We start from the raw sequence: 22,267 nt of genomic DNA on the forward strand, positions 1-22,267 counted from the left end.
CCCGCACGCCGACCCCCTGAGCAGGGGAAACGAAGCGCCCACTCGACGCGCTTGCCATGGTCAGCAGCTCCGGATTTCAAGATCCCCGACAGCGTCAGCTACTCACGCCAGGTGACCCGCTTTCGGCGCGTGGTGTTCGCTGGCGCCGACCGCTACCAGCCGCAGGACCCGCGCTGGTAGCTGATCACCCACGAGCAGCTGCAGGACCTGGTCGGCGCATCTGTCGCCACGGACCGTGGCGCCAGCTACGTGCCGCGCGCCGCCGAGCCGGAACCGCTGCTGGTGTTCGCCGAGTTCGCGGTGACCCGTCTCGCCCGGCCGGCACCGTTCCGCGAGCCGGTCTGCATGCCGACCGGTGTGCCCTGGTGGCGGCGCTGGATGCGTCAGGTCCTGCCGCGCCGCGGCGACGCCCGCATCTGCTGCTGGTACCACGGCGGCGACTGGCACCGGGTCAACACGATGGCGCTAGAGGTCCTCCAGCGGACCCGGACGCAGTCCGTGGATGCCGACGACATGGAGGAGTTCGCCACCGCCCACGCGGCTACAACCGACGCCAGCCGCTGGGAGACCGAGGCGCTGGCCACCCTGTTCAACATCGCGGATACCATCCAGCCCTCCAGCAGCACCGGCTACATCAACGGCCAGCACCGGGCCCAGGCCATGGTGGAGGCAGGCGTACGCCGCACCGTCGTCCTGCGCCACGTCGAGGAGACGTAGCCCTCGCGCCATTCGGCTTCCACCTGTACTGCCGGGGTGTCCCGGCCCACGACGTCCGGGTCCGGGGCTGTTTCCTTCGGACGCTCCGGCCCGCCCCCCTGCCCAGCCGCCCCAGGACGTCGTGGTGGGGGAGCGGCGCCGACGCGCGCCGGCCGAGGCCCCGGGGCGCACGGCGCCGGCGTCGTGCGCCCTGCCCGTACGGTCCGACTGGCCGTAGCGTCGAGGCGGCACCGGGCCGGGAGCCGGGCGAGGAGACGGGTGTGGAGCGACGCAGCGTGCTGGTGGGGGTCGGGGCGCTCGCGGTTCCGACGGCGGTGTGGGCGGCCCCGGCGCCGCGGTTGTCGGCTGGCTATATCGCCGCGGCGCGCCAGCTGTTCGCGGCCGGCGACTACGCCCGCCGGGCGCTGCCGCTGCTCCTGGACGCCGCCGCCGCGCAGCACCGGACGCGGCTCGGCCGCGCCGCCCGGGCCGCCGGCGTGTGGGTGCTGGCTTCCCAGCTGGTGGTCAAGCAGGGCCGCACCGAGGCCGCCGGCGCGTACGGAGCCCGGGCCGGCGCTGCCGTCATCCGCTCCGGTAACGCGGTGGTGCTCACCGCCGCGGCCCGTGAGGCCGCGACCCCGCTGCGCGGCACCGGCCGCACCGACGAGGCCCTGCACCTGCTCCACGAGGCGCTCGCCCACCTGACGGCCGGCCTCCCCTGACCTGAAAGAGGCCACCCCATGTCCACCCCGACCGGTTCCGACCCCCGCCAGGACAGCACTGTGCTCACCACCACCGTCGTCATCGTCTTGGGCGTGGCTCTCCTTCTTGGCGCGGCGGTGTTCGTCACGTACATCGCCTGGCAGCATCCGCGCGTTGTCGCCCCGCTGAACGTCGGTGCCACATTCCTCGGCGCTGTTGGTGCGGTCGCCGCCGCTATCGTCGCCGCTCTGCGCCGCCGGCCGTGACCTCACGATTCGTCACAGCCCGTTGCGGTAGCGAAGCCGACGCCAGGAGCTGCTCGTGGCGCTCCCTCGTCCGCTACCGGAGGTAGCGGACGAGGGGTGTGTCCCCGGCCTGCGGTCCAGTCCCGCCCGGCGCGTCGTGCTCGGGCCGGTGACCCCCGGCCACCGGCCCCGGTGCCCGGCCTGGCCGCCCCCGGGCACCGGGAGGTTCGGGTCCGAAGGTGTGATTATGAGGAGATGGAACTTCCCGAGCCGTTCAATGTCCTTTCCCTTGGCCATGTCCCTGCGGATTCGGGGTCATGGCGATCGTCGGCGCGGATCCGCTTGATGGTCGACGGGGTGGATGTCGTGGAGACGATCCACCCCGACAGCGATTCGAGTCTCTTTAACGAGATGCTGATCGGCCCGCCCGAAACGTGGCCGCTGAGGGCCGGCGGCGAACCGCGGCGGGTCGAGCTGTCGAACAACTACTGCGACACCGGTTGCTGCGGGGGCGTCTTCGTGACCATCGAGCGGTGTGGTGGTCTGGTGGTGTGGACGTGGGAAAATACGGACGACATCCGGGTGCCGCTGCCACCGGACTCCCACTTCGACGCCGACCGGTACGACGCCGAGCTGGCCCGCTTCGTCGCCGACCACAGCTGGGAGGAGCCGGTCGACACCGCCGCACGCCTCTTGGTCCGGGAACTGGTCGCCCTCGACTGGTACCAGCGGTGGAACTGCCTGCCCCAGCCTTGGGGCCTTGGCGTATCGGTCGGCGACCGTGGCGAGAAGGCCCACATCACGATGGAGTTCCGCGTCGAGGATTCGTTCCTCGCCACGGCGTTTCGCCGCTACACCATGGCCGTCACCGGCAACGAACCCGTCGAGGACCAGGTCCGTCGGTTCGCCGAACGTATCGACACCTCCGACCCGCGTTCGGCCGCGCAGCCCGGCTGATCCGCTCCCGGCTCGCTGAGCCCGGTACCAAGGTCCGGCAACCAGGACTCGGGGAACGATTCAGCATCGCTCGGAGCACCCCGCCCCCTGCCCACAGGAACGACTCGTGCGTGAGGGTGCGGAGCCGTTTGAACTGGTGCAGCCAGGCGAAGGCTCGCTCACGACCCAGCGCGCCTTGCCCAGTCCGGGCCCGTGGGCGACGCCACGTCGTGCGATCAGCGGTTTGATGCCGCGCTCGGCTTCGCATTCCGGACCGGGCGGCTCTCGCCGGTGTGGGACCGGGGTGGCCTGACGCGACGTCCCGACCGAGACCGTGGGCTGCTCCGGAGTCACGGCCTGGCGCAGGCTTGCGGGACTTCCACAGCAGGCGGCGGTCCTGTCGAAGCCGTAGCCCCGGACGGCGTAAAGGCGCCGGGGCTTGCGGCCGGGACGTCCCCGCCGACCCCGGATCGACGGGACGGCGTCGAGCAGCGGCAGGAGTTGGGTGACGTCGTGCTGGCTGCCGCCAGTGAGGATGACGGCGAGCGGGGTTCCGTGACGGTCGACGATCAGGTGGTGCTTGGAGCCGGGGCGGGCGCGGTCGACGGGCGAGGGCCCGACGTGATCCCCCCTTTGAGGGCCCGGACGTGCGATCCGTCCACGGAGCAGTCGTCCAGGTCCAGCAGTTCGGCGCGGCGCAGTTCGGTCAGCAGGGTGGCATGCAGGCGTGGCCAGACACCGGCCTCGGTCCAGCTGCAGCGCCTGGTCCTGGCCGCCGTCGACCCGTACATCGACCGGGCCAGCCGGCGCCGACGGAGCGCCCGGCCCGACCGGGGCCGGCCAACCCTGCACACCTGGAGTCGCAGGGAAGGGCGGCCCCGTTGGCCCGGTGGGCGAGCCGGGGCCCGCAGGCCCGCAGGGAGAGCCGTGCCCGCCCGGATCGTCCGGCCCGTCCGGACCGCAGGGCCCGCCCGGGGAGCCGGGGAGGCAGGTTAGGACGGGCAGCCGTGCCCGGCCGGTTACTCCCTCCAACCCGCCCGCGACGACCCGGACGCGCTGGTGTGCCGCCGCGACGGAGCCCCGCCGCCGTCCGAGCCCCCGCCGGAGCAGCCACCGGCCCTGCTCGCCTTCGAGCCGTACCGCCGCCAGTACCCGTGAACGTCACGCCCCCTGTTTGGCCTCCGGGCCGGGCAGGGGGCGGTTTCGTCGTGTCCTGAACGTCGCCCTTGCTGGCGCCCTCGCAAGCTGCTGCAATTTCGAGAAATCTCAGCGAGAGGGGAACCACCATGGAGCTACGCTTCATCGGCACCACCTCGGGCGGCGGAAACTGCCCGACGCTGTACGAGACCGACCGAGGAACCATCGTCGTCCAGGGCTACAAGGTCACCGACCCGGAGGCGCGCGCACAGCTGCGCGACGTCCTGGACGGCGAGGACATCGTCGAGATCCCCCGAGAGCTGCTCATCCGCTTCGCACCCAAGGAGTGACGTGCCCGACCTGCTCACTGGGGAGGCGTTCGGTCGCCTCTTCGAAGACTTCGAGCACACCGCCTGGCGCCTGGAAACCCGCACCGTCTACACGGTGGATGAAGAGCAGGAGCCGTTCGCCCGGCACTGCCGCGGGGAGGACCCCGGTACGGACTGGTTCCAGCCCTGGCTCGACACCATGCGCCGCGGCATCGAGACGGGGAAGCGGATCGAGCGCGTGAGGGTCGTGCCCGACGTGCTGACGGAATACCTCGAGTTCGAGCTCTGGCTCTGCCAGTTCAACGTCAAGGCCGGCGAGGACATCCGCTATCTACGCCAGCAGGAGGCCGACCGGCTGAAGCTCCCCGCCTACGATTACTGGCTGTTCGATTCGCGCCGTCTTGGGCTCATGCACTTCACCGACGACGGCATCCCACTGGGAACGGAGATCATTGAGGACCCCGGCGCGGTCGTCCAGCACAGCTACCTGCGAGACGCGGCTTGGCACCACGCCGTGCCCTACGCCGACTATGTCGCCGGGCGGGCCGCAGCCCCGTGACGAAGGTCCACGAGGCGCGTGAAGCGCTCGGCCACCGCCTCCGCGAAATGCGCCGCGATGCCAACCTCAACGGCAAGCAGCTCGCGGAGGTGCTGGGCTGGCCGCCCAGCAAAGTCAGCAAGATCGAGCTGGGCAAGCAGACCCCCTCCGAAGGGGATATCCAGGCCTGGGCCACCACCTGCGACGCCGGCGACCAGGTCTCCTCCCTTATCGCCGCTCTGCGCAACCTCGAGACGCAGTACGCTGACTGGCGCCGTCAGCTGCGAGACGGCACCAAGCTGCGCCAGCAAGCCCTCGCCGAGGTCGATGCCACCACCCGCGTCATCCGCGCATTTGAGCCGGCCTGGATTCCCGGGCTGCTACAGACGCCGGAGTACGCCCGCTGCCGCCTCACCGAGGTGGTCGACCTGTACGGGGTCACCAACGACATTGACGCTGGCGTCCAGGCCCGAATGGAGCGGCAGGCCACCCTCTACCGGCCGGGGCGGCGGTTCCACTTCCTCATCACCGAGGCGGCTGTGCGCTACGGGACCGCGCCCCGCGACGTTATGGCCGGGCAGATAGACCGACTGGTGAGTGTGTCCACCCTGCAGTAGGTGCGCCTCGGGGTCGTGCCCTTCGGAGTGCGGCTGCCCGTCAGCCCGATCCACGGGTTCTGGTTGTTCGATGACCGCATCGTCATGGTCGAGACGTTCGCCGCGGAGATGCGCCTGACACAGCCGGAAGAACTGCGGTTGTACCGCAACGTCTTCGATCGGCTGGCGGTGATGGCCCGGTATGGCCAGGATGCCCGGCGGCTGTTGACCACAGCTCTGGACAAGTCCGCCGCGTAGCAGCAATCTGATGGGCAATCGGAGAAATAGCACGCAATTTCAGCGGCGATGCTCGGCAACCTCCCTACGGTCTGAGGCAGTTCAGCCACTGCGGATCTGAGGGATTCCGATGACGAGCTGTACCTATTGCCCAGACGATGGCGCGGACGTGTGCGTGCGTCTCGTCGCCGCGAACAGCGGCCCCAACCGGCCCCGTATTCGCCCACCGCTCGTGTGCCGAGCAGCGGGGGTGTCCCGGTCCTGTACATGCTGCTGGAGCCCAAGCGCGAGGAGGCCAACCAGTGATGACCATCAAGGTGTACCGGGTCCGCCCCGACGGCGCCCGCGAGGTAACCCAACCTCAGATCACGGTGAAGCCTTCCACCGCCGTGCTCATGGCCGGCGGATTCCCGAAATGTGAGTGCCCTCGGTGCCGACAGGTGGTGTCCCGGTGACCCGGCTGCCAGCAGCGCGGCGGCGGTACGCCGTGCGGCCCCGACTTGGGTCGGCGCACCCGGGCGCCTCATGGCTGGCCTCGGTCATGGACCCGCCGTCGATCATCCACGCCGAGTGGGCCGACACCCCCGACCACCTCGCCGAGATCCCCCTCGGCATCCACTTCGACGTCCTGCGCGTCGTGGACCGCCTCGGCCTGCCCGTGCTCGACCAGCTCGCCAACTCCTCCACGGTGACGCTGGGCCCGGTACTGCACTGCCAACCTCGCCAGAGCCTGGAGTTCCTGGTCCCGGCCGGCACCGCCGAGATGTGGGAGCCGCTGCACCTGACCGTCTGCGCCGGCCGAGGCGCCACCCTGCGCTGCCCCGTCCCCGGCGTCACCAGCCGTGGCCGCACCTGGCTCTACCCGCCCTCGGGCGACGGCCTCCTGACCGACCCCGGACTTCTGCGAGGACGGCTGGAACCGCTCACCGTCCGTGGCTACCGCCTCTGATCACCGGAACGTCCCATGACTGACACACCCACGATCACCGCGTTCGATGACGCGCCGGCCCCCGGGTGCCCTGATCGTCGGCACCTACTTACGCGCTCTGCGCACCGCCGGCGGCGTGAGTTCCCAGGACGCGGCCCGCTACCTGCGACGCACCGTCTCCACCGTCTTCCGCATGGAGCGGGCCGAGATCCCGCTACCGAAGCCGGCTGTCGAGCTCCTGCTGTGGGCCTACGGCATCCGCAGCCACCTGGAGAGCCAGTCGATCACGCGGCTCCTGCCCCCTGCGGGCGCCACCGTGGCGACCGGGCACCGTGAGTGCACCGACCACGACTACGGGGCGCGCGACCGGCTGGAGGTCTGCGAGCACACCGCCGCCGCCCAGCGGGATCTCCACCCTCGTCTGGCTGCCGCCGATCGTCCGCACCCCCGCATACGCCGCCGTAGCGGCCCAGACACGCACCCTGGAGACGCCCGGATCCATGCACCTGGATCTCCAGCCGCGCCAGCCCGGGAAGAACCAGAAGCTCACCCTGCTGATGCGCGAGTCCGTGCTGGCCCGGCCCATCGGTGGCTGTCCCGTCATGGCCGGTCAGCTCGCCCACCTCCAGACCTTGATCGACCAGGGCCTGGCCGACATCCGCGTGGTGCCGCTCTCTCAGTCCACCGTGGCCCCCTCGGCCGTGGTCACCGAGCTGCTTCTGCACGGCCACTACCTGTACGTGCAACGGCTCCTGGGCACCCACTACACCACCGGTCCCGACGGCGCGCCCCTGCATGCCTGGCTGAACCGCGTCGATGACCATGCCGCCGGCACGGAGGACAGCTACTACTGGATCGGCCGCGCCCGCGCCGCCTTCGAGGCCGGCACCCCTCTGCTCCCCGCAGACCGGCCGTGACGACCCCCAGCCGACGCGGATTCCCGCGAAAGCGGGTACGCATCCCCGCACAGAGTGCAAGGCTTCCTAGGCAGAGAGTGAGGCGACCCATGGCGATCATCGCGGCCCATCGAAGAACTCCGGCCCAAGGCATGGTCGTGGCGCCCCGTCCAGCGGGTCCCCCCCGACGGCACCCGCCAGGACGTGCAGCCCGAGCGCACGGTGGCCGCCGACACCACCGCGCCGCCGCTGTCCACTCAGTACCCCACGTGCCGCTGCGCCCGGTCGCCGTCCGGGACCCAAGGACGTCCTCGCCTGCCGGGCCCACGCCGCGAAGCTGGCCGCCCCCGTGGCCGCCATCGCCTGGTACCAGCACCAGCGCCGCACCGCCCCCCGGTAAGACTCCGTCCGCTGCGTGTGACCGATGGCGGGGACGGCGCGGCCGGCGGGCACCACCACCCCGCCACCCATCCGGCACCACCTGCCCAGGAGGTACAGATGAGCGACACCATGGCCGACGGCGGCAAGCACGGCGGCGAGCCCTCCGACAAGCCGTGGACCCCGCCGACCCCGCCGTCCCCCGACGGCTCCGGCCCGCAGAAGTACACCGAGACCAAGACCGACGGGAGCTGAAGTGACCGCCGCCCAACTGGGCGGGCACGCCGCGCTCGTAGAAAACCTTTACGAGCGCGGCCTGCTCGACGACACATGGCGCGCCGTCTGGCACGCCGTCCCCCGCGAACCCTTCATCCCCAGCCGGGCCTGGCGCCAGGGCCCGACCGAGTGCGAGCCGCTGACCACCGAGGCCGACCGGCTCGCCCTCATCCACGCCGACGAGCCGGTCATCATTCAGGTCGATGACGGCAAGCCGGACGGCCCGGGCATCGCCACGTCGTCCAACAGCCAGCCGTCGATGGTGGCCCGCATGCTGCGGCTGCTGAGCGTCGAGCCCGGGCAACGGGTGCTGGAGATCGGCACGGCTTCGGGCTACGTCGCGGCGCTGCTCTCCCGCCGCCTCGGCGACTCCACGGTGTACAGCGTGGAGATCGACCCCGGCCTCGCCGACCACGCGGCCGGCGCCCTCCGTGCGGCCGGCTTCCGGCCCCACCTCGCATGCTCGGACGGGGAATGGGGGTGGCCAGCCCGGGCACCGTTCGACCGGATCCTCGCCACCTGCGCACTCCGCACGGTGCCACACCAGCTCATCCGGCAGCTCACCCCGGGCGGCATCCTCGTCGCCCCAATGGCCCGTGACTTCTGGAGCGGCGCCGTCGTCCAGCTCACCGCCGACGGCCAGGGCCAGGCCGGAGGCCGGTTCCAGGGCGGCGCGTCGTACATGCCGATGCGCTCCCACCGGCCGCCCGTGCCCATGCCGGTGGACACCACGACGTGCCGGACCGCTCCGGTTTCCGTCGATCCGCGCGAACTGCTCAGCCTCGGCTTCGCGCTGTACGCCGGCACCCGGCACCCCAAGATGCGCATGGTCCACACGGGCCAAGCCGACGGCGCCCAAGTTTGGGTGCAGGACGAGGACGGATGCGCGGCCACCGCCGCCACCGGTGAAGACGCCTACGAGTACGGCGTGCGCAACCTGTGGCAGGAAGTCGAGCAGGCCCACCGTGAGTACATCGCCCTCGGCTCACCCGAGGCCCGCGACTTTGGGCTGACGGTGACCGCCCGAGGGCAGCAGGTGTGGCTGCACAACCTGGAACGGATCATCGAGGCCGCACCAGACCGCGAGCCAGCCGCATGAGACCGCCCCGGCCGGCTGCGTCCCCCGTCACGGCCGGCCGGGGCTCCGGCGCTCTGGGGCACGGGCGGATGCCGGCGTGAGAGGTCAAGACATCTTGCGGTCGTGACCCTTTCGAGCGAATCTGCTTTCGAAGTGCAGCCATCGAGACCCGGGGAGGTCTCTGCGGCTGCCTTCCCGGACTCCGAGAAACTTCCCCAGCGCGTCCTTGTCCTCCCGCAGTTCCTGCGCAGGGTGGATGATCAGCGACTTCAGCTGTCCCGTCTTTTTCACTGCTGTCCTCCGGGTCATCGGAACGATTGACCAACCAACCGGCGACCGGAGCCCGCGAGATGGCCTTGGGTCAGGGGCCGGTCCAGCATGTTGTGGGTCCCGATCCGGTGCCACACGACGTGGGGGAGCCCGGCGACCACCGCCCGGACGTAGGACCACGTCGCGCGCCCGTCCGGCGCCCAGGTGAGTTCGTAGACGCCCGGCGCGCAGCGCACCCCCTTGATCCGTAAGCCGGGGCGGAACTGGCGGCCGGTGCGCAGGTCGGGGACGAAGGCGTCCAGGACGACGCGGCGGAAGCGCCGGCGCTGGGCGGGGGTGAGGTGCTGGAGGTCGGCGGTGAAGCGGGGGCAGGTCTCGAAGGTGGGCACGGTGTTCTCCTCCGGGCAGCACGACGAAGCCCCCGGCGGTTGCCGGGGGCTGCTGTAGGCGGTGCTCGTTGGTGGTGCGTCTTCCTTGGCGCGTGGTGGTGCTCAGTGGTGCTGGATGGTGTTGTTCGGGTCGTGGTGTGCGGGCTGCCGGAGAGCGATGACATTCGCGTCCGGCCCGGGTCCGCTTCCCGTCCGGCGGGCCTCGGTGAAGATAGTTCGGCTGCTGCTCCCGCCTGGCGGGACGTGCCGCTGATCGGCTTTTTCTTGCAGGTCAGGGCCGTGTGGCGTGGTCTGCATGACAGTGGATATCAGGATCGTCCGGGCCGGTCAGATGTACCGCTACTACCTCCGCGAGACCGTCGTCGGCGACGGCCGCCGCCCGGCCCGCACACCGCTGCCTGCCGCCCAGGAGCAGGCCGGTGTTCCGGTCGGGCGCTGGATGGGCCGTGGCCTGGCCGTGCTCGGACTGGCGCCGGGTGAGGAGGTCACCGAGGCGCAGCTGCGGAACCTGTTCGGCGAGCGGGGCCGCCACCCGGACGCGGACCGGATCGAGGCCGACCGGCTCGCCGCGGGCGACTCCCCGAAGAAGGCGTTCAAGGCCGGCGCCCTCGGACGCCGGGTGACGGTCACGGGCGTGGACTTCGTCTTCCGGCCGCAGCCGACGATCTACCTCCTGTGGGCGTTCGGGGATGAGGAGACCCGTCTGGTGATCGAGGCCGCGCACGAGCGGGCGATCGAGCGGGTACTGGAGTGGATCGAGGACGAGGTCGCGGTGATCCGCTACGGCAAGGACGGCATCTACCGGGTACGGCCGCCCGGCGGTCTGGTCGCCGCCCGCTTCCGCCACTACGAGGCTCGCTCAGGTCGACCGCTGCTTCATGACCATCTGCTGCTGTCGGTGAAGGGGCAGCGCCTGGACGGGAAGTGGGGCTCGATCCACACCCTGGCCCTGCACGAGAACACGGTCGCGGCCTCCGCGCTCTACACCGAGCTGGTGGCCGCCGAGGTCTGCGAGGCGCTGGGGCTGGCGACCGAGCCGCGCACCGTCACCCGGGGGCGCCGGCCGGTGATGGAGATTGCCGGGGTGCCCAACGAGCTGATCCGCTGGACCTCCCGGCGCAGCGACCAGATCGCCGCCTGCCTGACCGAGCTGGAGCACGAGTACGTCTGGACCTCCCGGCGCAGCGACCAGATCGCCGCCTGCCTGACCGAGCTGGAGCACGAGTACGTCACCGCCGTCGACGACGACGGCGAGTTGAAGTTCCTGCCCGTGGTTTCCGAGCGGGCCCGCGGGCCAAGCTGAACCGGATCGCCGCCCGCAAGACCCGCCCGCCCAAGCGGAAGACCCAGCCTCTCGCGCAACTGCGTGTCTGGTGGAAGGTGAGCGCGATCCTCACCTCCAAGGTCGCCGCCGACGTCATCAACTCCCTCCTCGAGCACGCCCGCGCCGCGGCCGCCGCGATCCGGGCCCGGGTCGCGGCCGTGGTCGACGTCGCCCTGGCGGCCGTCGACGTCACCGCGACGGTGTTCGTGATGAACGAGGGCGGCCGCTTCCACCGCCGGCACCCGCTCGCCGAAGCCCGCCGCCACCTCGCCCTGGTCCTGCGCGGCCGCCGCCGCGACCCCGGCCTGGACGAGGAGATCGTGGCCGCCTCCATCTCCACCCACTGCCTGGACATCACCGAGCCGACAACCACCATCGGCCTGCTGTCGGACTACCGCCTCTACACCGCCCGGTGGTCCCTGTCCGACCTCCCCGCACGCCCCCGCCCCCCGGCCCCCGCGCCCGAGCCGGACCGGCAACCCCCGGCCGATCCCGGCGAGCCGGCCGAACCGTGGCCCCCGGACCAGGACGCGGGGGAGTGGGAGATCCCCCGTATCCCGCTCCAGTACGAGCGCGCCGTCCTCGCCGGCGCGGTGGTCCGCGAGAAGCTGCGCACCACCACCGCCACCGCCGTGCGGGGCCGGGCGTACGACCTCGTCGCCCACCAGCAGGCGGCGATGCCCGAGCAGCTGCTCGCGTCCGAGCCGGCCGACCCCGAGCACGACGACCAGGAGCCGAAGGCCGGTCGCGGGGAAGCGATCGACATGACGGCGCTGCGTGCCTTGCGGAAGTCCCGCACGGACGTGGAAGCCCTCGATCTCACCGCCGACCGACTGCGCCGCCTCCAGGAAGCGGCCACCAAGATGGTCAACGACGCCCGCGCCCGCGCCGACCGCGTCCCCGCGGACCGCACCGCCGCACAGGCTGACGCCGACGTGGTGCGCCCGGACGACCAGCAGGCGCACCGCCCACAGCAACCCGGACCGCACCGCGGTCGGGAGGCCGGCCACTGAGTGGACCCGATGGCGCGCACCCGGTGCGGTGGTGCGCACCGGCGACGCCCCGCGTCCACTCCACCGAGTGGAGTCCACCGTGCGGGAGTGGACGCCACCGAGTGGAGCCCACCGAGTGGAAGTGGACGCCATCGACGGGAGTGGTGCCGCGCCTCCACCCGGTGCGTTTCTCCTTGACCTCGGCTCAGGTCAAGGAGAAACGCAACGCCTCCACCGTCTCCACTCCACCGCACCGCCTCCACCCGGTGGGCACCACTCCCGCGCGCCGGCCGCACCGGTGCGCGCACCGCCCACCGAGTGGAGGCGCACCGGATGGACGGTGGTGCGCACCGGATGGGCGCACCACCGCACCGGTGCGCTCCCATCCGGTGCGGTGGAGCGGTTGGTGCGGTCAGCGGTGCGCACCCGGTGCGGAGTGCACCGCGTGCGCCAGCGCCAGGTGAGCGTCGCGCGACGCCTCCAAGGTGTCGGCGAAGTCCTCGTGGTCGGGGTCCGGGACGACGCTCACCATGAACCGGATGATGCTGCGGGCGATGCCGAGCACCGCCGTGGTGGGGGAGTCCCGCGCCCAGTCCCGCAGCGCGGACAGCAGGACGCACCCGACCTCGTCCAGTACGAAGGAGTCCGCGCACAGGTCGGCGGCCTCTCCGTCCACGGCTGTGACGGGCCAGATGATGTCCTCGGCGAGCCGCAGCAGGATGAACGCCAGCTCCGGGGTCGCCTCCACCCGACCAGCGGCGTAGGTACCGCCGCCCGTCTGCAGCGCCAGGAGGTAGTCGAAGCCCCGCTCCACCTGCTCGGGCGTCAGCGGCGTACGGGTCGGGATCAGGTACGGCATGAAGCTCTCCTCACGATGACCGCCGTGCGGTTCACGGCGTCGTCTTCGTAGGGTGGGCGCGCTGCCCTGTGGACAGAGGGACGGAGATCTCTCCCCCCAACCCGAACTGGACGAATCGGGGCTGCAAGGGCGAAACCGGGCCCCCTTGTCCAGGGTGGTCGGCCCGACCACGAACCCGGCCGCACCCCCTTGTCCACCTCTGCTACCGCCCCGACCACGGCCCTGTTTCCCCTAGACAGCGGCCGCTACCGGCCACGGTCAGACCGCGGACAAGGGGGTCGGTTGCACGCTGCTCCTTCGCCCCGACCGCCCCGGCCGGGGCAGCGAAGGAGACCAGACGATGACGAGCACCCACCCGAGGGCCGGGCAGCGGCACCGCGCGGGCCGATGGGACTCGAAGGCCGGCCCGTGCTGGGCAAGCCCAAGGGGACTCCCTGGGTGCCCCCTTCGAAGGGCCCTTGGGAACCCCCTTTGGTGCCCGGCACCCCGGGCCGGGGGAAAACCCCTTGTCAGGCCGCGAATCGGCGCGAAATCTGCGCCGTCACAACCCTTTTCTCTCCTCCTGTTGTCCGTATTGGAGGAGAGCATCGGGTTCCGGGGGGCCCGGACGCCCTCCCCGGCCGGGCGCGGCCAGCGGCGGCAGCAGCGGCGGTGGTCGGCCGGCGGCCGGTCGCGAGCGACGAGGGAGCAGAGCTGATGGCGGGGAAGAGGAAGAACAACCCGGCGGGGTCGACGAACAGCTACCGCGGCGATGTGCTGCGCGTGCTGGGAGCGTTGAAGGTCGCGACGGCTGATCAGATCCAGCGGATCGGTGCTCCGCACCTGACGTTCCGGCACGCCGACAAGGAGACCCCGTCGAAGCGGAAGCAGGCCCGCACCGCCTCGCACACGGCCGCGCTCTCCGACATGCGGGGGCACGGCCTGGTCGAGAACGGCGGCTCCACCGAGACGGGCGACGCCCTGCGGAACCTGACGCCCAAGGGCCTTCTGGCCGCCTCCTACGAGCTGAACCGGCCGGTGACGGAGATGGGCTCCACCGCGCGCGGCGCGGGCTCGTCAGGGGCCTCCCATCCGATGGCCGTCAACGAGACGGTCATCGCGATGCTGCGCCCGAAGCCGAACATGGCCAGGCTCGTCAAAGACCTGCCGCACGTCCAGGCCGCTGCTCAGGCCGCCGTCGACTCCGCGGACGGGATCGGCACGATCGCCTCGTTCTGGACCGAGGTCCCGCTGCCGGCGACCGGCACGTGGAACGCGCCGGGCAAGGGCGGCGCCCAGGCCGACATCGTGCTCACCGCCCCGCAGGACGGGGTGCCGTTGCTGTTCATCGAGGTCGACAACTGCCACGAGACCGCCGAGGAGCTCGCCGACAAGCTGGAGAAGTACGCCCGGTTCTTCAAGCGGAAGGTGAAGGACACCGACGGCAAGGATCGTCCGATGTGGCGTACGCGCTGGACGGTCCCCAAGGGCCGGTACGGCGATGAGCCGCATCCGCCCGTGCTGCTGGTGTTCAACCGCATCGGCGAGCGCAACCCCAACCTCACCGTCCCGCGCCTGCAAGAGCTGACCCGGCACCTGTGGCAGGGGGAGCGGCTACCCGGCGGCCACCACCTCTACGACCGGAAGATCCCGATCATCGCGGTCGGGCTGAACCAGCTGCGCCAGCACGGCCCGGCCGGCCCGGTGTTCGCCCGCTTCGGACGCAGCGGCCCGCAGACCCTCCTGGAGGCGATCGGCAACCCGCGCCGCGAGGCCGCCGACGCCCGTGAGCAAGAGAGGGTGAAGGCCCATGCGGCGGCGTACCAGGCAGAGATGCGGCGGGCAGCCCAGGAGCAGGCAGCGAAGCAGGCAGCCGAGCGTGAGGCCCGCCGGCCCGTCTGCTCCAGCTGCGGGGCGCGGTTCACCGACGCCCGCTGGCAGGCGGTACAGCCGACGGACTGGGGAGCCACGAAGGACTCCCACCCGCACCTGTGCGACGCCTGCAAGCAGAAGGCCGGCGCCGCCGTCAGCCCAGCGGCCGACACTCAGGAGCGCCAGGAGCCGGTACGCGGTGAGACAGGGCCAGATGACTTCTGGCCCGACCCCCAGCGTCCCGTCTGCACCGAGTGCGGTGCCGCGTTCACCGACGAACGGTGGAAGGCGACCGCGCGCGTCGGCTGGGGCCCTTCCCCGGCGAAGCGTCCGTCTCTGTGCGGGGACTGCGACCAGCGGTTCGAGTCCGACTTGGAGCAGAGCTGGGCTGTGAGTCACCGGCAGGAGGAGCACGACCAGGAGCAGGAGCCGGCCGTGCCCGAGCAGAAGACCGGCTGGCTCTCGCGCCTGCGCCGCTGAGCTGGGGCACGCCTTTCGACCAGCCGCGCTTCTCCTTCTGGAAGGACCGCCTGGCGAATTGGATGGATACGACGGAGAAGGCACGTCATGCTGGAAGCGATCGATGGGAGGGGGGACGCGTGAGCCGCGGGCAGACGGAAACCCTTGACGAGAAGCACCAGCGCTTGCTGGAGGCTTTCGTGTTGAGGGCCCGCAGGGTGGAGGAGCACTCGCTGGCCGCAGACTGGGACGCTCTTGTCGAGCTGACCCGCATGAGCATCAACGTTCGTGTCGACCGAGGCGAGGTCCGGATCTCGTACGAGCTTCCGCCCGAGGAAGTGGTCGAGTCTGCGGCAGCGCGTATCAGGCCGATTCTGCTGGAACAGGAAGACTGCTTTCACATGAAGGCGCTCTCGGCTCTGGGCTACGCCTGTCGAGCAGCGCCACAAGATGCGGCGTGGATACGGGCCGCACGCGCTGAGTGGCGAACACGGGTGAGCCCCTCCACGCGCGACCAATCCGGCTACTGGGTCATGGTCGCTGACACGTCCACGGGCGAAGAGCGTGACCTCGATGCGCACGGGCTGGCCATGGCCTGGATCTACGGAGACGTGGTGCATCACGACCCAGAGCGACGCAAGGAGGGCGACACCTTCGGACTGCGCGACCGGTTTCGCGCCGCTGTACCCCTGGTGGCTTGGGCGATGGTCGGCACGATCGAACTCCTGAACTTCGTCCGGGCGCTGAACGAGACCGGGACGCTCAACCTTCGACAGGAAGTGTTCGACGAGCAGGTCGCCTTGAAGTCGACCGTGTGGGAAGAACGTGCCGAGATGTACTACGCACCCGTCGGCGCTGAACCTCCCTCGCTCGCGAGCTCTCCCATGCCCGAGGGGTGGCTCCCTCTGAGTAAGGCATCTGACCTGTCGGTCTTCCGTCACCGCATTGCGGGACAACTCTTGAACACGGAGAGCGCACCATCCATGACGTACCTCCCCTCACCCGAAGAGATCGAAGCCGCCCGCACACCCGCCGGCGGCTGGAAGCGCGACCAGCTCGCCGCCTGGGGCGTGCCGTGGCCCCCGCCGAAGGGCTGGAAGCACGATCTGGCCGAACGCTGGAAGGCATCCCGTCCGGACGGACCGCCGGCGCCCCCGCCCACCCCGGCCCCGGCCGACTTCGCCCAGGACACGCTCGACTTCGGCTGACCCGACGACAGGGGAGCCGGACACGATCACCCTGTCCGGCCCCGCTGCTGGGTCCCGGCTGTTCACCGGCTGAGCCGGATGCGCGGCCCCCACGCGAACTCGAGGTCGTCCAGGAAGACGGTCTCCAGCTCCTTCTCCCACTCGCTGCGCAGACCGAACGGGTTGTTCTCCATCCGCTCCAGGATGACCAGGGTCTCGGGCTGACCGACCAGCGCGTACCGGCCGTGCGAGGCGGGCCTGCTGCCCGGCCCGTACGCGCGCAGCAGCTCTTCCAGGCGGGCGCGGTGACCCATCATGACCACCGCATCCCCACCTCGGACAGCTGCTCCACCCCTGGCATCCGAGCGGTGTCATCACCGCGCTGCATGCTCAGCCCTCTGGATCACAGGACGTCGAAGACGGTTACGCTCCTGTCCTCAGGGCTGACGGGCCCGGTCCATGAACGCTGAGGCAGGGGTTTCGCGGCCTTCATGTTGGCATCCCAGGCCTTCTTGGCCATGGCCTGAAGGTCGTCGGCCTTTGCCGCGCGCAGGCCCGATTCGATGACGAAGTGCCGCGCCCAGTCGTAGTCGTCGGGGGTCACCGCCTCAAGGTCCTTCCCAACGATGTAGCGCTTGCTGCCGTCCCCGTAGGTGTTCACCTGCGGGGTCAGGATGTGGAAGCGGGCCATGCTCGGGTAGTCGATGCCGAGACTGATGGCTCCGAGGGCGTCTTGGGCGAGTTCCATGAAGTCGCCGAGCTTCTTGAGCCGCTGCATGCCGTGCGAGGGCGTGATACGCGGCTCATCCAAGGGCGACAGCTTCTCGCCGAAGTTGAAGGCTGACCACCTGGTTGCCCCTTCGCCGCGGCGGTAGTAAGTGAGCAGTGCCTCGAACGCCAAATGGAGGCCAGCCATACCCTGGACGTAGTCGCCGATGTCGGCATGCGTCTGCGCGTCGCGCAGCAGTTGCTTGACCTCAGGCTGAGTCAGCAGGTCGACCATGTCGACGGTGTCGAGCTCGATGCCGAAGATGTCGGGCGTGACCGTGGTGAAGAAATCTACGACGGTCTCGCGGGCCTGCTCGATCTGATGCGCGGACGGGAAGGTCCCGTTGTGCTTGAGAGCGACGCGGGCGTCGTTGAGACGCTTCATCTGATCCCTTTTGGGGAGTTCATAGCGTGGCTTAACCGCCGCCCAGTAACCAAGGAACTCCGTCCCCTTCGGCAGGTCCACACCCAGGTGCTGTGCGGCGAGTCCGATGAAGTTCTCCACCGCGTCGTGGAAGGACGTAATGGCCCGGGATCGCAGCGGCGGCGGTTGTCTACTCTGCTCGACTCCCTCGCGGTACAGGTACCGGACGTACGCGAGCCGCTGGACCGTAAGCGGATCAAGAGGCAGCGCCATAAAAACTCCAGGGGATGGTGATGTGCTTGAAATTGTGACGGTGCCCGGGGTCCCGCCGCATCAGGTTTCCGCGTGACGCGCACAGTCTGTGATGACCGCCCACCACGCTGAGCCGGCCCCTACTGATCCACTCGGGTAACGGCCTGCCGCCCGGCGCCGCCCCGGGCCCACGTCCCGGTGAAGCGGATCTGATCGGCCGCCCAGTCGCCCAGGCGCCGCCACGGACGCAGATGCCCGAGCAGATAGCCGGCCGCGAGCGCGGCGGCCGCGGTGACGACGCCCACCATCAGGACCACCGCATCCCGATCGCGGAGAGCAACTCCACCCGCTCCGGGGACAGCGTCGCGACCCGGCTGCGCTGGTTCCCGATCCATGCACCAAGCCGAAGCTCCCGAACCTCCTGGCCCTCGCCGCTGCCGACGACGATCCGTTCGATGTGTTTGCGCGGCACGCGCAGGTGCCCCTCGCGCTCGAAGAACTGCTTGGCGCCCTGGTAGTTCAGCGCCCATTTGTCGGCCTGTGCACGGCGCGGGGGCGGTTTCTCGTCCTCGGTCGCGGGTGTGATGCCGAGGACGTGTGCGCACATCCATTGCTGCACACCGGTGAGCTGGTCCCAGCCCAGCCTCTGCGCCCGCACCCACCGTCCGAGGTCCTCGCCCTGGCGCACGACGTCGCCCGCTTCGGTGGGCAGTACCGCACCGGCGTCCAAGTGGAGCCGGACCAGGTGAAAGCACCGCTGCCAGGTGACCGGCCACGAGGGGCACCAGGCGGGGTCGATGTCGTCCAGCTGCTCGCGCCGCATCTCCGACAGCGCCCCGGCCGTCGACGGAACGGGCAGGCCCTGGGCACGCCGCTGTTCGATCTCGGCCGCCTTGCGGGCGGCGGCCCGGGCGTTCTTCAGCCAGATGCCCACCCGGTAACCCTGGTGGGTGGCGTCCAGCGGCGCCAGCAGGTGCCCGTGTTCAGCGGCCCATCCGCGCGCCGCCGCGAGTCCTTCATCCCAGGCGACGTCGTAGTGGGACCAGATCATGCCGAGCTTCTCCAGCTGCGTGATGCGGTCCTCGGTCAGGTCTCCGCGGGCGTAGAGGCGGCGTGCGTCGGCGATCCACTGCCCCAGCGGGAAGGCGGCCAGCGAGGCCGGCCACGCCCTACCCCCGGTGCTGACCTCACCACCGGCCACGATCCCGGCGGCCCCGATTTCAGCTCCCGTCGTGGCGTCCGCGGCGTCCGTGGCTCCGGCCGCATCCGCGGCACCGGTGCCTGCTCCGGTCCTCGCTGTGGCACTTGCTCCGGTCCTGAGGCCCGCCCCCGCCCCCGCCCCGGCTCCACTCCCGGCTCCACTCCCGGCTCCACTCCCGGCTCCGGCCCGGGCTGCGGTGCCCGTTCTGGCAGCTCCGGCTCCTGTTCCGATTCCGGATACGGTGCCCCCTCTGCCCGCGACTTCGGCCCGCACCGCCGCTCCGGACCCGCCCGCAGTCCTGGCACCGTTCCTGACTCCGCTTTGGGCGTCGACCCGGGCAGCGGCCGTGCTCTGACTCGCTCCGTCCCTGCTTCCCGCCTTCGCCTGCTCCTCGCGGCGGGGGACGCGGTAGGTGAACGGCACGCGCAGGTTGCCGTGCTCCCGGTGGTAGATGACGGCGGCCTCCACCCCACGCCGCCAGTGCTCGTGCTCGGGGTTGAGGACGCGTAGGTTGATGAACGCGGCCAGGGCCGCGGGGTCGCGGGGCGTGGAGAACTTCAGCAGTGCCCGTGCCGGCATGGACAGCCCACGGTCGCTTCGGTCGCTCTCGACCCCGTCACCTTCCTGCTCCCCACCCCGGCTCTGTACGCCTCTCACGCGGCTCTGGGCCTGCTGTTCGGCGAGCTGCTCCACCACCCGGGCGTCGTGCGCCCGCAGCGCCTCCAGCAGCTTCGCCAGCCCGCCGTACGCCCGCGACGTGAGCATGTTGTCCGGTGTTTCCCCGGGCCCGAGCAGGACGGGCACGACGAGGGATGCGACCTTGCCCTCACCGGGCTGCATGCGCAGTGCGCGGCCGACGGCTTGGACGAGGTCGGGCATGGAGCCGCGTACGTCGGCCCAGTAGACGGAGTCGCAGTTTTTGGTGTCGACCCCTTCTCCGAGAACTCGAACCGAGCCCAGGAAGCCTTTCTCCACGACGGTGCCGTCCGCGGCGATACCGGCCGCGAACTCGTCCAGGACCCGGCGGCGGTGGCCCGGCTTGTGCTCGCCACACAGCCAGTTGGCCCAGACCGTGCGTGGGTACAGCTCCGGATCGTCGACCCACAGCTTCGCGGCGACGTCCGGGAGGCCGGCCGCGAATGCCTCGGCCTCGCGGACGACGTGGTGGAAGACGAGCGTGCGCCGGAAGCCTTCCTCGGCTGACGCCTTCACCAGGGCGGTCTGCAGAGCGGCGAGCCGCGCCCCGCGCATTTCCTCGGAACGCCCCTCGGTGCCCAGGAGCTGGGCGGCCTGGAGCTGGGTGTCGACGATGTCCACGCACACCACCTGGTAGGGGGCGCAGATGCCCCGGTCGATGGCCTCCGAGAGCGTCAACATGAACGCCCTGCTGCCGAACGGCCCGTCCGGATCGTCTTCCATCGAGGCCACCAGCTCACCCGGCGCGCCCTGCTCGGAGTCCTCGTCGAGCTGCCACAGGCGGGGCGTGGCGGTCATGTACAGCCGCCGCAAGGATGGGATCCGGGTGTTGTCGTGGACGACCGCCCACGGCTTGCCGATCCGGCCCGACGTCCGGTGCGCCTCATCGACCACGATCAGGTCCCAACCCGGAAGGCCGGCGGCGTGTGCGCGCTCCAGCGTGCCCAGCCCGAGCGAGGCGTAGGTGGCGAACACGGTTACCTTGTCGAACGGCCGCACCCAGTCGACCAGCTCGTCCACGTCCGTGGTGCTGGGGAAGGACACCTCGCTCCCGCGCAGGGACGACACTCCGACCATCGGCCCGGTGCGGCCTCCCTCGCGCCACGCGGCCTCCGTCTGCGCCAGCAGGTCGAGGGAGGGTACGAGCACCAGCACACGGCCCGCTCGCAGCTCCTCGGCGCTGCGTGCGGCGACGAGGGTCTTGCCCGATCCGGTCGCCATGAGCACCTGCGTCCGGAGACCCCGCTCCGGCACAGTAGATCTTGCAGGCGATTGAAGTGCGCGGAGTACCGCGTCCACCGCTTCACGCTGGTGGGGGCGGAGTTCCTGCACTGCCATTCCAGCTCACCTTTTCCCGCCGACCGAAGAAGGCGTCTCACACACCAACACGCCTATGCGTCCATACAGTTGGGGTACGGCGCCCCTGCCAGGACACCAGGTGCACCTTCGTGATACCGGGAAGGCAACCGCGCCTCATCGACTCATGAACACTAACACCGCTGAGACCGCATTATCCCAGAGTCTATCGGAGGCAAAAAATGAAGCAAACTACCGGAGGAATCAACACCGGCCCCGCGGGTACTCCACATCCGTCACCATCCGCAACCATCACCGGAGAATCATGACGGAGAAGAACGAGCATGAGGAAGGCAACCGGTTTTGCAAGGCGTGCGGCACGCCGGCCGAAGACGGGAAGCTGTGCAACCACTGCGGCACCGTTTTGGACCTCCCCGACGAGGCAGGGCTGAGCGAAGACCAGGGCGCGGCAGTACGACGCGATTTCGAAGGACGCACTGAGCGGCAACACCAAGGATGAGACAGCCCCCAGTCACAGGCCTCCTCCGACTGGTGAACGGCTCACACCTGGGTACACGGGCCGGCATGGCATCGAAGACTGATCGCGTCATGTCCCTGAGGGCCGTGCGGCAGCTGCGCCGGGTCCGTGCTTTCTACGTGATGGGCGCCGCGCTGTGGGCAGCGGCGGCGACCTGGACGGGCTGGGAGTCTCCCGGGAGCCGCCGGATGTGGGTGTCCGTCCTCCTCCTGGCCGTCTTCACCGGTCTCCTGGTCACCGCCTCCCTGTGGCTACGGCGCCTCGAAGCCGCAGGCGCGAGCAGGCCCGTCCGCCACGCCGCATCGCGAAAGACGACTGCCCCACACCACGCGCATGCCTGACCTGCCGCCAACCGGACAGCTCCTCAACGAGTCAAGTAAGCCCGAGTCGAGCTGCCGAGACCCGGTCGGCACCGCTCAGCGCTGACTGGATCCCTGGTCGGCTACGCCCGCGCCCGGTGGGCGAGTACCGCCACACCCAGGTGCCCCCCACCCCGGCTGCAGCCGTCCGGGCGACCAGCGGCTCCAGCTCCGCCACGAAACCGAGCACCCCTGGGTGTAGCCAGACAGGCCCGCGGCAGCGGGCCAGGGCTTGGAGGCGAAGCCGGAAAGCCGGGCAGGGGAGCGCAGCGACCCTGCCCCCAGCGGGCGCGAAGCGCCCGCTCCCCACCCAGCCGAGCTGAGCGAGGCTCAGGTTCCAAGCGAAGCGCGGAACCTGACGGCCCAAAGGGCCGGCCCCGGCGAAGCCGGGGGGCACCCAATACGAAGATAGCACGAATGAAATAGTCTCAAAAAAACAAGAATAACAGAGTTCTGTGATGTTTTTAGATAATTCTTTTGGTGGGTTGGG

22 protein-coding genes and 5 pseudogenes are annotated in these 22,267 nt (G+C 70.5%); 19 read left to right on the plus strand and 8 right to left on the minus strand.

What is annotated here, in order from left to right; translation table 11 throughout:
• Window positions 1–249 precede the first annotated feature (249 nt).
• The 4 genes from AB0H53_RS20655 (at window position 250) to AB0H53_RS20670 (ending at window position 2,600) form a co-directional block, all read left to right on the plus strand.
• Window positions 250–717, plus strand: a complete 468-nt coding sequence (locus tag AB0H53_RS20655) for a hypothetical protein (protein WP_362115111.1) — start codon at window positions 250–252, stop codon at window positions 715–717.
• Between the two features lie 260 nt (window positions 718–977).
• Entirely contained in the window at window positions 978–1,418 is a 441-nt protein-coding gene (locus AB0H53_RS20660; protein WP_362115114.1) for a hypothetical protein, read from the plus strand.
• Window positions 1,419–1,436: 18 nt separating this feature from the next.
• Entirely contained in the window at window positions 1,437–1,664 is a 228-nt protein-coding gene (locus AB0H53_RS20665) for a hypothetical protein (RefSeq protein WP_362115117.1), read from the plus strand.
• Window positions 1,665–1,898: 234 nt separating this feature from the next.
• Entirely contained in the window at window positions 1,899–2,600 is a 702-nt protein-coding gene (locus AB0H53_RS20670) for a hypothetical protein (RefSeq protein ID WP_362115120.1), read from the plus strand.
• A gap of 115 nt (window positions 2,601–2,715) precedes the next feature.
• Here the strand turns inward: AB0H53_RS20670 and AB0H53_RS20675 are convergent.
• A pseudogene (locus AB0H53_RS20675) lies at window positions 2,716–2,837 on the minus strand (IS5/IS1182 family transposase); the annotation flags it as partial.
• Between AB0H53_RS20675 and AB0H53_RS20680 the strand changes: the two are divergent.
• Window positions 2,837–2,949 (plus strand): annotated as a pseudogene (locus AB0H53_RS20680) (IS5/IS1182 family transposase); the annotation flags it as partial. The pseudogenes AB0H53_RS20675 and AB0H53_RS20680 overlap by 1 nt on opposite strands.
• Window positions 2,950–2,987: 38 nt before the next feature.
• Here AB0H53_RS20680 and AB0H53_RS20685 read toward each other — a convergent pair.
• Window positions 2,988–3,331, minus strand: a pseudogene (locus tag AB0H53_RS20685) (transposase); the annotation flags it as partial.
• Window positions 3,332–3,865: 534 nt separating this feature from the next.
• Here AB0H53_RS20685 and AB0H53_RS20690 point away from each other — a divergent pair.
• The 8 genes and pseudogenes from AB0H53_RS20690 (at window position 3,866) to AB0H53_RS20725 (ending at window position 8,993) form a co-directional block, all read left to right on the plus strand.
• Entirely contained in the window at window positions 3,866–4,066 is a 201-nt protein-coding gene (locus tag AB0H53_RS20690) for a hypothetical protein (protein WP_362115122.1), read from the plus strand.
• 1 nt (window position 4,067) lies between these two features.
• Complete coding sequence (locus AB0H53_RS20695) at window positions 4,068–4,604, plus strand: DUF6879 family protein (protein WP_362115125.1); 537 nt, start codon at window positions 4,068–4,070, stop codon at window positions 4,602–4,604.
• Window positions 4,601–5,437 (plus strand): annotated as a pseudogene (locus AB0H53_RS20700) (helix-turn-helix transcriptional regulator). Before AB0H53_RS20695 ends, AB0H53_RS20700 begins: the two are co-directional and overlap by 4 nt.
• A 430-nt stretch (window positions 5,438–5,867) precedes the next feature.
• Window positions 5,868–6,365 (plus strand): hypothetical protein, encoded by a 498-nt coding sequence (locus AB0H53_RS20705; protein ID WP_362115128.1) that lies wholly within the window; start codon window positions 5,868–5,870, stop codon window positions 6,363–6,365.
• A 46-nt stretch (window positions 6,366–6,411) separates the two neighbouring features.
• Window positions 6,412–6,591, plus strand: a pseudogene (locus AB0H53_RS20710) (helix-turn-helix transcriptional regulator); the annotation flags it as partial.
• 85 nt (window positions 6,592–6,676) lie between these two features.
• A complete protein-coding gene (locus AB0H53_RS20715; RefSeq protein ID WP_362115131.1) occupies window positions 6,677–7,261 on the plus strand; it encodes a Scr1 family TA system antitoxin-like transcriptional regulator in 585 nt (194 codons plus the stop codon).
• 477 nt (window positions 7,262–7,738) lie between these two features.
• On the plus strand, window positions 7,739–7,873 hold the full coding sequence (locus tag AB0H53_RS20720; RefSeq protein ID WP_362115134.1) for a hypothetical protein: 135 nt from the start codon (window positions 7,739–7,741) through the stop codon (window positions 7,871–7,873).
• A gap of 1 nt (window position 7,874) precedes the next feature.
• Entirely contained in the window at window positions 7,875–8,993 is a 1,119-nt protein-coding gene (locus tag AB0H53_RS20725; RefSeq protein ID WP_362115136.1) for a methyltransferase domain-containing protein, read from the plus strand.
• A 284-nt stretch (window positions 8,994–9,277) separates the two neighbouring features.
• Here the strand turns inward: AB0H53_RS20725 and AB0H53_RS20730 are convergent, their stop codons facing one another.
• Window positions 9,278–9,631, minus strand: coding sequence for a hypothetical protein (locus AB0H53_RS20730; RefSeq protein WP_362115138.1), 354 nt, complete (start codon window positions 9,629–9,631; stop codon window positions 9,278–9,280).
• 295 nt (window positions 9,632–9,926) lie between these two features.
• On the opposite strand from AB0H53_RS20730, the gene mobF reads away from it, so the two are divergent.
• Both mobF and AB0H53_RS20740 read left to right on the plus strand, forming a co-directional pair.
• Complete coding sequence (gene mobF, locus AB0H53_RS20735; RefSeq protein WP_362115140.1) at window positions 9,927–10,934, plus strand: MobF family relaxase; 1,008 nt, start codon at window positions 9,927–9,929, stop codon at window positions 10,932–10,934.
• 77 nt (window positions 10,935–11,011) lie between these two features.
• Window positions 11,012–11,968 (plus strand): hypothetical protein, encoded by a 957-nt coding sequence (locus AB0H53_RS20740; protein ID WP_362115142.1) that lies wholly within the window; start codon window positions 11,012–11,014, stop codon window positions 11,966–11,968.
• Between the two features lie 391 nt (window positions 11,969–12,359).
• Here the strand turns inward: AB0H53_RS20740 and AB0H53_RS20745 are convergent, their stop codons facing one another.
• Entirely contained in the window at window positions 12,360–12,806 is a 447-nt protein-coding gene (locus AB0H53_RS20745; RefSeq protein ID WP_362115144.1) for a hypothetical protein, read from the minus strand.
• A 696-nt stretch (window positions 12,807–13,502) separates the two neighbouring features.
• Here AB0H53_RS20745 and AB0H53_RS20750 point away from each other — a divergent pair.
• Both AB0H53_RS20750 and AB0H53_RS20755 read left to right on the plus strand, forming a co-directional pair.
• Entirely contained in the window at window positions 13,503–15,137 is a 1,635-nt protein-coding gene (locus AB0H53_RS20750; protein WP_362115146.1) for a replication-relaxation family protein, read from the plus strand.
• A gap of 119 nt (window positions 15,138–15,256) precedes the next feature.
• Window positions 15,257–16,324, plus strand: coding sequence for a hypothetical protein (locus tag AB0H53_RS20755; RefSeq protein WP_362115148.1), 1,068 nt, complete (start codon window positions 15,257–15,259; stop codon window positions 16,322–16,324).
• Between the two features lie 62 nt (window positions 16,325–16,386).
• Here AB0H53_RS20755 and AB0H53_RS20760 read toward each other — a convergent pair whose 3' ends face one another.
• From AB0H53_RS20760 to AB0H53_RS20775, 4 genes are all read right to left on the minus strand, one after another.
• The gene (locus AB0H53_RS20760) at window positions 16,387–16,626 is read right to left on the minus strand and encodes a hypothetical protein (protein WP_362115150.1); all 240 of its coding nucleotides are present in this window, start codon (window positions 16,624–16,626) and stop codon (window positions 16,387–16,389) included.
• Window positions 16,627–16,706: 80 nt separating this feature from the next.
• Window positions 16,707–17,708 (minus strand): hypothetical protein, encoded by a 1,002-nt coding sequence (locus tag AB0H53_RS20765; RefSeq protein ID WP_362115152.1) that lies wholly within the window; start codon window positions 17,706–17,708, stop codon window positions 16,707–16,709.
• 119 nt (window positions 17,709–17,827) lie between these two features.
• Window positions 17,828–17,995, minus strand: a complete 168-nt coding sequence (locus tag AB0H53_RS20770) for a hypothetical protein (RefSeq protein ID WP_362115155.1) — start codon at window positions 17,993–17,995, stop codon at window positions 17,828–17,830.
• Window positions 17,995–20,922, minus strand: coding sequence for a Helicase associated domain protein (locus AB0H53_RS20775; protein ID WP_362115158.1), 2,928 nt, complete (start codon window positions 20,920–20,922; stop codon window positions 17,995–17,997). Before AB0H53_RS20775 ends, AB0H53_RS20770 begins: the two co-directional genes overlap by 1 nt.
• A gap of 283 nt (window positions 20,923–21,205) precedes the next feature.
• On the opposite strand from AB0H53_RS20775, the gene AB0H53_RS20780 reads away from it, so the two are divergent.
• Both AB0H53_RS20780 and AB0H53_RS20785 read left to right on the plus strand, forming a co-directional pair.
• The gene (locus tag AB0H53_RS20780) at window positions 21,206–21,400 is read left to right on the plus strand and encodes a hypothetical protein (RefSeq protein WP_362115161.1); all 195 of its coding nucleotides are present in this window, start codon (window positions 21,206–21,208) and stop codon (window positions 21,398–21,400) included.
• 65 nt (window positions 21,401–21,465) lie between these two features.
• Window positions 21,466–21,759 (plus strand): hypothetical protein, encoded by a 294-nt coding sequence (locus AB0H53_RS20785; protein ID WP_362115163.1) that lies wholly within the window; start codon window positions 21,466–21,468, stop codon window positions 21,757–21,759.
• The last annotated feature ends 508 nt before the right edge of the window (window positions 21,760–22,267 follow it).

The organism is Streptomyces sp. NPDC050856, from assembly GCF_040653855.1.
Lineage (GTDB): Bacteria > Actinomycetota > Actinomycetes > Streptomycetales > Streptomycetaceae > Streptomyces.